Here is a 9,390-nt window from a genome sequence, read left to right as displayed (position 1 = left end):
CGCGCACTTCGTGTCGCTTCTCCTTCCCCCTGCCGGGGGCAACACCTGAGGCCCGGCAAAGCCGGTTCCTCGGTGTTTCACGAAGGGGCTTCGCTTCGCTTGCCTCGCGGATCAGTTGGTGCCGAGCCTTGTGGTCCTGCGCAGCGGTGGGTTTGCGAACGACGTGCCGGGCGAGCGGTCGACCGTGGGCTCGGCCGCGCAAGTCGTGTTGCTCGAGATGCACAGCGCACCCAGCAGGCCGTCTTCCGTCAGCACCTGCCGCCTCGGCGCGCCGAAGAGGCGGTCGATCCAGCCGTTGGGGCCGGCCGGGTCGATGCGCAGTTCGCCGGTGGTGCGCGCCAGGCGCAGCTCGGAGATGCGCAGGTCGAACACGCCATCGATGTAGTCGAACAGCAGGGTGTAGTAGTCGAGCTGCGCGTCGAGCACCTTGGGCAGGGTCTCGCGGCCGAACTCCATGAGGCGGCGGCGGCCGCGGAAGGCCTGGCCGGCCGTGCTCACGGCTTCCATCAGCTGGCGCTCGCGCTCGCGGCCCGACACGGTGCGCGCCCACGATGCCGATGTGAGCTCGAACAGGTTGAGCTTCACGCTTTCGAGCTTGGCTTCCTGGTTGGCGACTTCGGCCAGCGCCGACTTCAGGCGCAGCTGCCGGTCGAAGCCGTTGCCGAAGTTCCAGTTGAGTTCGAAGGCGGCGCGCGTCGGGTCCTGCGGCGAGACGCCGCGCGGGTCCTTGCTTTTCACGAGCACGGCGTCGAGCGAGGGGTAGAGGCTCGCGTCCTGCTGGTCGGCCAGCGCCTTGGCGCGGTCGATGCGGCCCTGCGCCTCGGCGATCTCGGTGCTGCGCGACTCGGCGCGGCGCAGCGCCTCTTCCTGCGAGGAGATGCGCCACTGCGCCGGCGCCGCGAGCACGGGCAGCGACTCGGCATTGGGCGAGAACTTGAAGTAGTTGCGGAACTTGGCAAGGGCCTCGTCGCGCTGCGCCTCGAAGTCGGACTCGCGCGCGGCCACCAGCGCGCGCCGCGAGGCCGCCATGTTGAGGTCGTTGTCGCCGCTTACGCCCAATGCCACGCGGCGGGCTTCGGCCTTGGAGATTTCGGCCACCACCTCGGTGGCCTTGTGCGCGATCTGCTTCTTCAGGTCGAAGCGCTGCACCTGCAGGTAGGCGGTGAGCGCATCCAGCACCACCTTCTGCGAGGTGGTGACGACGGCCTCGTCGTCTGCCTGGTTGGCCGCTTCGGCGGCGCGCTGCGCCGCGCTCATTGCGCCGCCGTCGAGGAGGCTCACGCGCGCCTCGGCGGTGAGCACGGTGTAGCTCTGCGTCTTGGCATTGGCCGCGCCGCTGTTGTAGTTGCCGGACGAGGTGCCGAACTTGAAGCGCGGGTAGCGCGCCTGCCTGGCCGCGTCCACGCCGTAGCTGCTGGTGTTGGCCGCGGCCTGCGCGGTCTGCACTTCGGGGTAGTCCTGCGACAGCGCGACCAGGGCCTGCTTCACCTGCTGGGTGTAGCTCGCGGCGCCGAGCGAGGGCGGGGACAGCCGGCGCGCAAGCAACAGCCGGGCACCCGCCTCCTGCTGCTCCTGCGCGAAGGCGACGGGCGGCAGGACGAAGCTCGCGCACAGCGCTGCACAGACAACGCCGGCGCCCATGCGGCGTCGGTCGGCCGGTTGGCGGTACTTCATGGTTCGCGGAAGGCTTCGCGCCGCAGCTTGAGCACAGGTCGCAGGATGTACCAGATGAACGGATCGGTGCCCACACGCAAGTCCACTTCGGACTCCATGCCAGGCGTGATGCGGTTCTCGTCGCGGCCCACATGGGACTGCGACATGCTGATGAGCAGCCGGTAGTACGGCGCGCCGCTGGCGATGGCGGGGTCGCGGTCGGCGTCGGCCGCCACCAGCTTGACCTTGCCGTCGACGGCACCGTAGCGCAGGTAGTCATAGGCGGTGATCTTCACGCGCGCTGGCTGGCCCACTTCGATGAAGCCGCGGTCGTTGGGGTTGAGCCGCGCCTCGACCATGATCTCGTCCTCGTCGGGCACCACCTCGAGGATGGATTCGCCGGGCTTCACGACCCAGCCGGGGCTGGAGTTGCGCAGGCCCTTGACGATGCCGTCCGACGGCGCCTTCACCACGGTGCGCGAGCGCTGGGTGCGCGCGCGCGCCAGGTCTTCGCTCAGGCTCGCGAACTGTCGCTCCACCGTGGCCAGTTCGTCCGACGCGCGCCGGCGAAAGCGCCCTTCGGCCTCGGCCATCTTGGCCTGTGCCTCGGTGATGGACGCGTTGGCGGAGATCACGCCCTGGCGCGCCACGGCGAGTTCGCTGCGCACGCCTTCGGCCTGCCGGCGCTTCTCCAGCACCTCGACCTGGCCGACCAGTTTCTCGCTGAACAGCTGCTCGGAGATTTCGAGCTCCTTCTGCATCAGCGCCAGCCGGTCGCTCAGGCCCTTGACCTTGGCCTGCTGCTCCAGCTGCTTGCTGCGCGCCTGCTCCAGGCCCGACACGGCGCCGGCCATGACACCGCGCTGTTCGAGCGCGCGCGCCTGGTAGGCGCCGGTCTCGCCTTCGAACACGCTTTCGTCGATGTCGGCGGCGAAGGATTCACGCTTGAGCGGCTGGCCGCGGCTCTCGGCCATGAGCCGCACGCGCGTGGCCTGCGTGGCCGCGTAGCGGGCCGAGAGCTCCTCGAAGTTGAGGCCGCTGCCGCCAAGATCGATCTCGACCAGCGACTGGCCCTGCTTGACCTTCTCGCCTTCCTTCACCAGCACGTTGCTGACGATGCCGCCTTCCAGATGCTGGATCGACTTGACGCGGTCCGAGGGGATCACGCGACCGGGTGCGACAACCACGGTTTCCATCGGAAAACCGAGGCCGACCAGCGCCAGCACGCCGATTGCGCCGCCGATGATCCATTGCCGCCGCCGCCCCTGCGGCGAGGCCTGGGCCGCGCGCCTGTCGTTCTCGTCCTGAAGAATCTGCGGCAAATCTGATTTCAAGTCGCGTCCCCGATCACTCGTCATTCGCTCTTCGTTCGTTCTTCGTCACGCCATCGAACGGGAGGCAGCGGCGCTCGCGCCGTCTTCCGCATCGCCCAGCGCCACCAGCGGCTTCTTCACGCCGAACAGCTTCGGCACCATCACCGCCGCCGCGCCCTGCTCCACGTTGCCCTGCCCCGTGACGTGATAGACCACGTTGGCGGCGGAGACGATGCGCAGCGAATGCGTGACCACCACCACGGTGCGCACCTTGGCCACCGCGAGCAGCGTGGCGAGCAGGTTTCGCTCGCTCTGAAAGTCGAGGTCGTTGCTGGGCTCGTCGAGCACCAGCACCGAAGGTTTGCGCAGGAAGCTCATGGCCAGCGCGAGCTTGCGCCGCTCGCCCACCGAGACGCCGGTGCCGCCTTCGCCGATCATGGTGCGGTAGCCGTCAGGCAGCCGCGAGATGAAGTCGTGCGCGCCCGAGAGCTTGCAGGCCGCGACGATCTGCTCGTCGCTCTGGCCGGGCGCCGTGCGGCGCATCACGTCGATCAGCGAGCCGCCGAACCAGTAGACCTCCTGCGAGAGGTAGCTGATCCAGCGCGACAGCTCTTCGCGGCCGAACTGCGAGAGGTCGTACTCGCCGATGCTGACGATGCCGCGCGTGGGCGTGTACAGGCCCGACAGCAGCTTCACCATGGTCGACTTGCCCGCGCCGTTGCGCCCGACGATCACGTGCAGCCCGCCCGGGCCGATGTCGAGGTCGACGTTTTCCAGCACCGGCTGCTGCGCGGTGTCGGTGAAGCTGAAGCTCACGTCCTTCAGGGTGATGCGGCCGAGCGGCTGCGGCAGGGTCATGCCCGTGGGCGGTTTCTCGACCGGTTCGCACAGCACGCTCTCGAGCCGCTTGGCGGCTTCCTTGGCGGTGGCCAGCGAACGCCAGTTCGACACCAGCCCGGCCACCGGCTGCAGCGCCTTGAGCGCCAGCATGTTCGAGGCGACGAGGCCGCCCACCGTCATCCACTGCTCCATCACCGAGACGGCGCCCACGGTCACCACGATGACCGAGAACACCGTGAGCAGCACGGTGGTGCCGTCGCGCGCGGTCTCGATCTGGCCGTTCTTGCTGAAGCTCTCGGTGAGCCAGGCGTTGTAGGTCTGGCGCCACATGTCGCTGATGGGGCCGTCGTTGGCCTGCGTCTTCAGCGTTTCGCGCGCATGGCAGATCTCGGCGGTCATGCGGTCGAGGCCGCGGCCGCGCTGCACTTCTTCCACGCGGCCGGCGCGGACCTCGTCGGCCCACCACCAGGCCAGGAACGACATGATGGCGAGAAACGCCGCCACCACGGGCAGCACCGGCAAGGCGACGATGCCGATCACGGCGAGCGCGAAGATCGCCATCGGCAGGTCGAAGATCGATTGCGCGAGGCCGCCGGTGACGGTGCCGCGCACCGAGCCCACGTCGCGAAAGTATTGCTGCCACACCGAGGCGGGACGTGCCTCGAGCGCGCGCAGCGGCCGGGCCAGCATCGATTGCAGCAGGGCACCGGAAACGCCGTGGTCGATGATGGCGCCCGCGTTGCGCAACAGGCGCGAACGGCGTGTGCGCAGCCAGAACTCGATGCACAGGAAGAACAGGATGCCGCTCACCAGCGCAGCGAGCGTCGAGAAGCCGCTGCGCGACAGCACGCGGTCATACACCTGCAGCAGGAAGATGGAGGGCAGCAGCCCGAACAGGCTGATGGGAAGCGAACGCCATGCCGCGCTCTTCACGAGCGGGTAGGCCGCGCGGAACGCGGCGTTCAGTGCCCCGGCATAAGGACTGGCACCCGGCTCGTCCGGCGTTTCGGCAACCAGCTGGCTGGGCAAGAGAAACTTGATCATGGGAAAAAGCCGATCCGTCGTGCAATGACGCCTGAGCCATTATCAACTGTTACCTCACTGTTACAAGGCAAAAATTCACGCTCCGGCCAGCACCAGTGCGATGTTGGCGCACAGCAGCATGCAGAGCACCCAGGCGCACAGCAGCTGCGCCCAGCCCAGCCACCAGCGGCGCATCGGCGGCCGCCGCCGCGGCGGCGCCTCATGGTCGAAGGGCGATTGCGGAAGTACATCCCATCTCGTGCTCATGGCAGTGCTTTCAAAACCCGGGCCAACCGGGACAGGCCTACGCCTGCGGAACTCTTCGCCAGCACCCAGTCGCCGGGCTGCAGCAGCCCGCCGAGCGCGGTCGACAGGTCGGACACATCGACGAACCAGTGCGAGCGAACCTTTGTACGAATGCGCGCGTGCAGTGCCCGCATCAGCGGGCCGCACAGCAGCACGCGGTCGGGCTGTGAGGCCAGCAGCTCGGCCTCGAGGTCGAGGTGGTGGCGTTGCGCGGCGGGGCCGAGCTCCTGCATGTCGCCGAGGATCGCCACGCGCCGCGCCGGCTCGCAGGGGGCCTGCGACAGCATCTCGAGCGCCGCGCGCATCGAGCTCGGGTTGGCGTCGTAGGTCTCGTCGATCAGCTTGAAGCTGCCGCCGCCGATGTGAATGGTGTGCAGCGCACCGCGGCCGCCCGGCGGCTCGAAATGCGCGAAGGGCTCGACCGCCGCGGCCAGCGGCAGGCGCATGGCCTGCAGGGCCGCAAGCGCGGCGATGGCGCTTGCGCCCATGTGGCGCCCCGGTGCATTGAGCCGCAGCTGGAAGGGCTCGCCCGCCACCAGCGCCTGCACCTCGCCGTGGTCGAAGGCGAGCAGGCGCACGTCGGCGTCCTCGTGCTCGCCGCAGGTGACGATCTGCAGCTGCCGCGCCGTTGCCGCTTCGGCGAAGGTCGCGAACTCGGGCATGTCGCGGTTGAGCACCACGCTGCCGCCCGGCGCCATGGCTAGCAGGATCCGGCTGTCGAGCCGCGCGGCGGCTTCGGTCGGGCCGCGGTGCTTCTGCGACGCGGCCGAGAGCCCCGTCACCACCAGCAGCGAAGGCCGCACCAGCTGCGCCGAGGCCGGCATGTGCGAGGTGCCCATCTCCAGCACCCAGTAGGCGGCGTGCCGTGGCATGCAGGTCATGTTCCAGGCGATGCCCGATGGCAGGCTGACGTTGCCCTCGGGCTGGCCGACCTCGCCCCACACGGTGAGCGCGCCGGCCAGCATGGCGGCCACGGTGCCGCTGGCGACGCCGTTCGCCGCGCCGCTGCCGAGCACGCCGCACACGCGGCCGGTGAACTCGGCGCGCGCATGATCGCCCAGCTCCAGCACGGCCTGCAGCACGTTCGGCACCTTGAGCACGGGCACGCGCTTGTCGAGGTGCGGCTTGGGGTCGGTGCACAGCACGGCGGCGGCCGGCTGCAGCACGCCCTTGAGCGTGACGGCGGCCAGCGGCGTCTTCGACGGCCGCGCCTGGTGGTCGAACACCACGCGGCCCTTGCGCATGAACGAGCGCTGCGCCACGCCGGTGGCGCGCCAGCCGTCCTCGGGCTTGACGACCCATTCGCCGCCGGTGACGTGCGCCATCTCGCTCGCGGTCCAGGCGGCGCCGTCGTCGCGCACGCCGGCACTCCCGCCGCCGCTCGTGCCGCCCGTACCGGGCAAGGTGCGCCGCTCCACCAGGTAGCGGTGGTAGGCGGCGAAGCCCGACAGGTAACGCTCCACGTCGTCGATGCGCACGCGAAACGAGTGATGGCGGATGAAGAACGAGCCGACGATGCTCGACGGACGGCGAAGGTACATCGCCATCTCGGGCCAGAAGAAGCCATTGAGCAGGTAGTGCGCGCGGTAGTCGAGCGCGCGATAGAACTTCTCGGTGTCGAGCTCGTCGAGCAGGTGCCGCATCGCGGGCATGCCTTCGAGCCGCTGGAGCATCTGCTGCGCGGCCAGCATGAGTTCGAGCAGCGTCGGGAAGGTGGTCTTCCGGTCGAGCACGAAGTCGAGATACCCCGCCACGTTCTGCAGGCCGAAGCGGAAGTACTTCTCCTGCGGGCTCCAGTGCGTGAGTTCGTGGACGCAGCGGCTGAGCCAGTGGTCATGCACCTGCCAATGCTGGCTGGCAATGAAATGGTCGAAGGCCTTCTCGACCGCGGCCAGCCATTGCGGCTCGCGTGTGAGGCCGTACAGGCGCATGAGGCCGTAGGCCGCCTCGCCGTCGTAGCAGACGATGCGCGAGGCCTGCTTGAGCGTGAGGTCGGCCGCGTGCAGCACGTGGTTGAAGCGGCCGGTGGCCGCATCTTGCAGCGACACGATGCCGAGCGCGAGCTTTTCCAGCAGCGGCAGCCAGTGGCGCGTGTCCATCAGCTCGCAGTACTTCACCAGCGCGAGCACGCAGGCCGCATTGCCGCCGAGCTTGATCTCGCCGCCGGTGTCGACCAGGAACGCCACCGCGCGCCCATCCGCCAGCGTGTAGTCGCGGATCAGCGAGGCCGTGAGATGGTCGAGCGAGCGGTCGATGGCCGCGCGCAGCGTTTCGTCGCGCGTGAGCTCCCACGCCTCGAGCATGGCGTGGAGCGCGCTCGCATGGCGCGCCGCGTCGTAGGTCGGGATGCGGCGATCGAAGCACGGGAAATAGCCGTACACGAAGAGGCCGTCGCTCTGCACCTGGCGCGCGAGATACGAAGAGCCGCTGCGCACGAGGTCGAGCACCGACTGCGGGTTCAGCGCCGGCAGCTGCCGGCGGCCCGCATCGAGCCCCGTACCCACGAGCTTGTGCACCACGCCATCGGGCTGGCAGAACACACCCACCGTCGCCAGCAGGTAGACCGGCTGCTCCGAGGGCATGCTGTCCAGCGGCGGCGAACACTGGAAGCGCTCCTGGCCGTAGACCTCGAAGTTGCGCGGGTTCACCACCGAATGCGCAATGGTCGAGTCGCCGCACAGCATGGCGTTGGCATTGAGCTCCTGCTCGGTGAAGGCGAGCGCGAAGTCCTGGTCGAAGGCCAGGCCGAGGCGGAAGTAGTTGCGCTTGACGGCGGTGAGCTGCGTCTTGAACTGCACCCACTCCATCGGGCTCGCGCCCTCGACCCAGTCGATGCGCAGCCACGGCGACACGACGCCGCGCTCGCGCACCCAGCGCTCGACGCGCCCGGCGCCTTCGCGCCAGGCGGTTTCGAATTCGGTGGCCCGCGCGTGCACGACGTGTGCGCGCTGCGCGCCATCGCTCACGGAGAAGAACAGCGTGAACGCCGGATAGGGGGCCGGCAGCGCCGCGCACAGCGAAGCCAGGCGTTCGTGGCAGGCGTGGAGCTGGTCTGTGAAGGACATCATTCGGCCCCGATCCAATGCGGGAGACCGGCCGCGCCCGTCATCTGCTCTCGCTTCGATGGCGTGTGCGCAGACCGGGAACTGCCGTCGAAGTCATCGCGGTGATCCGGCTTCAGCGGTAGCTGAATTCGGCTCGGCGATTGAGCTGATAGCCCTCCTCGGTGGTTTCGGTGGACGCGGGTTTCTCCACGCCCCAGCTGATGGCCTCGATGCGCTCGGCGGGCACGCCCAGTTGCGTGAGCGTGCGCTGCACGGAGTCGGCGCGGCGCTGTCCTAGCGCGAGGTTGTATTCGCGCCCGCCGCGCTGGTCGGTGTGGCCTTCGATCACGATCCGGCTCGCCGGCCGGTTGCGCATGAAGCCCGCGTGTGCCTCGACGACGTTGCGGTCGCCGGGCCGGATGTTGTACCTGTCGAAGTCGAAATAGACGATCTTCGCCACGCCGGCCGGTCCGTTCTGCACCGGCGGCGGAGGGGGCGGCTCCACCTTCGCCACCGGGGCGGCCGCGCCCTTGTTCGAGTAGTAGTAGGTTGCGTCGTCGCGGCCCGTCTTCGGGGCCGCGCAGCCCACGAGGACTGCGCCGAGGGCGACGATGGCCAGTGTCTGGAAATTCTTCTTCATATCGATCCTTTCGGGGGACAGGCCGGTGGCGGCCTGTCCCTGGTGCTGCGCTCCCCCACTGCTCCTTCTGCGTTCTTGTTGCCGTTCAGCCCAGCAGGCCGTGCAGCACGTTCGTCACGGGCGACAAGGCGGTGCCGGTCGGGCTGTGATCGACCAGGCTGGTGATCGGGGTCACGACGTCGGTCACCAGCGGAGTGACCGCGTGCGTGACGCTGCCCACCAGGTCGCCGGCCGGGGAAGCGGCCCCCGAACCGGCCAGGATGTCGGTCACCGGGGCGAGCAGGTCGGAAACCGCGCTCGTCGGGTTCGATGCCACCGGAGCAGCATCGGTCACGCCGCTCACCACGCTGGTGACGGGCTCCAGGATGTTTGCCACCGGGCTGCTGCCACCCGACAAGCCGCCGAGCAGGCTGCCCACCAGGCCGTCCTGGCCCAGGAGGCTGCCGACGAGGCCGTCGCTGCCGAGCACGCCGTCGAGCAGGCCGCCGGTGCCGCCACCGGTCGCGCCGCCGAGGACGCCGCCCAGAAGACCGTCGCTGCCGAGCACGCCGTCGAGCAGGCCGCCTGTGCC

At 69.2% G+C, this 9,390-nt stretch carries 6 protein-coding genes and 1 pseudogene; all 7 read right to left on the bottom strand.

All coding sequences use genetic code 11. The features are described 5' to 3' along the window. Positions 1–111: 111 nt before the first annotated feature. Entirely contained in the window at positions 112–1,674 is a 1,563-nt protein-coding gene (locus PMI12_RS25460) for a TolC family protein (RefSeq protein ID WP_007838300.1), read from the bottom strand. After that, positions 1,671–2,987 carry an HlyD family type I secretion periplasmic adaptor subunit gene (locus tag PMI12_RS25455; RefSeq protein ID WP_007838298.1) on the bottom strand — a complete coding sequence of 439 codons (1,317 nt, stop codon included), beginning with the start codon at positions 2,985–2,987 and terminating at the stop codon, positions 1,671–1,673. Before PMI12_RS25455 ends, PMI12_RS25460 begins: the two co-directional genes overlap by 4 nt. Before the next feature lie 45 nt (positions 2,988–3,032). Next, the gene (locus tag PMI12_RS25450) at positions 3,033–4,850 is read right to left on the bottom strand and encodes a peptidase domain-containing ABC transporter (protein ID WP_007838295.1); all 1,818 of its coding nucleotides are present in this window, start codon (positions 4,848–4,850) and stop codon (positions 3,033–3,035) included. Between the two features lie 75 nt (positions 4,851–4,925). Further along, entirely contained in the window at positions 4,926–5,096 is a 171-nt protein-coding gene (locus tag PMI12_RS28980; RefSeq protein ID WP_007838293.1) for a hypothetical protein, read from the bottom strand. Then, on the bottom strand, positions 5,093–8,203 hold the full coding sequence (locus PMI12_RS25445) for a glutamate ligase domain-containing protein (RefSeq protein ID WP_007838289.1): 3,111 nt from the start codon (positions 8,201–8,203) through the stop codon (positions 5,093–5,095). Before PMI12_RS25445 ends, PMI12_RS28980 begins: the two co-directional genes overlap by 4 nt. A gap of 109 nt (positions 8,204–8,312) precedes the next feature. Continuing rightward, positions 8,313–8,819, bottom strand: a complete 507-nt coding sequence (locus tag PMI12_RS25440; protein ID WP_007838288.1) for an OmpA family protein — start codon at positions 8,817–8,819, stop codon at positions 8,313–8,315. Between the two features lie 85 nt (positions 8,820–8,904). After that, positions 8,905–9,390: pseudogene (locus tag PMI12_RS25435) on the bottom strand (hypothetical protein); the annotation flags it as partial.

The organism is Variovorax sp. CF313, assembly GCF_000282635.1.
Lineage (GTDB): Bacteria > Pseudomonadota > Gammaproteobacteria > Burkholderiales > Burkholderiaceae_C > Variovorax.
Note: the sequence above shows the minus strand (reverse complement) of the source record. Positions and strands in the feature narration are given on the sequence as shown.

What these genes read in the sequence shown, in the direction of transcription:
- PMI12_RS25460 (WP_007838300.1), bottom strand. Translation starts at nt 1,674, where the DNA reads ATGAAGTACCGCCAACCGGCCGACCGACGCCGCATGGGCGCCGGCGTT.
- PMI12_RS25450 (WP_007838295.1), bottom strand. Translation starts at nt 4,850, where the DNA reads ATGATCAAGTTTCTCTTGCCCAGCCAGCTGGTTGCCGAAACGCCGGAC.
- PMI12_RS28980 (WP_007838293.1), bottom strand. Translation starts at nt 5,096, where the DNA reads ATGAGCACGAGATGGGATGTACTTCCGCAATCGCCCTTCGACCATGAG.
- PMI12_RS25445 (WP_007838289.1), bottom strand. Translation starts at nt 8,203, where the DNA reads ATGATGTCCTTCACAGACCAGCTCCACGCCTGCCACGAACGCCTGGCT.
- PMI12_RS25440 (WP_007838288.1), bottom strand. Translation starts at nt 8,819, where the DNA reads ATGAAGAAGAATTTCCAGACACTGGCCATCGTCGCCCTCGGCGCAGTC.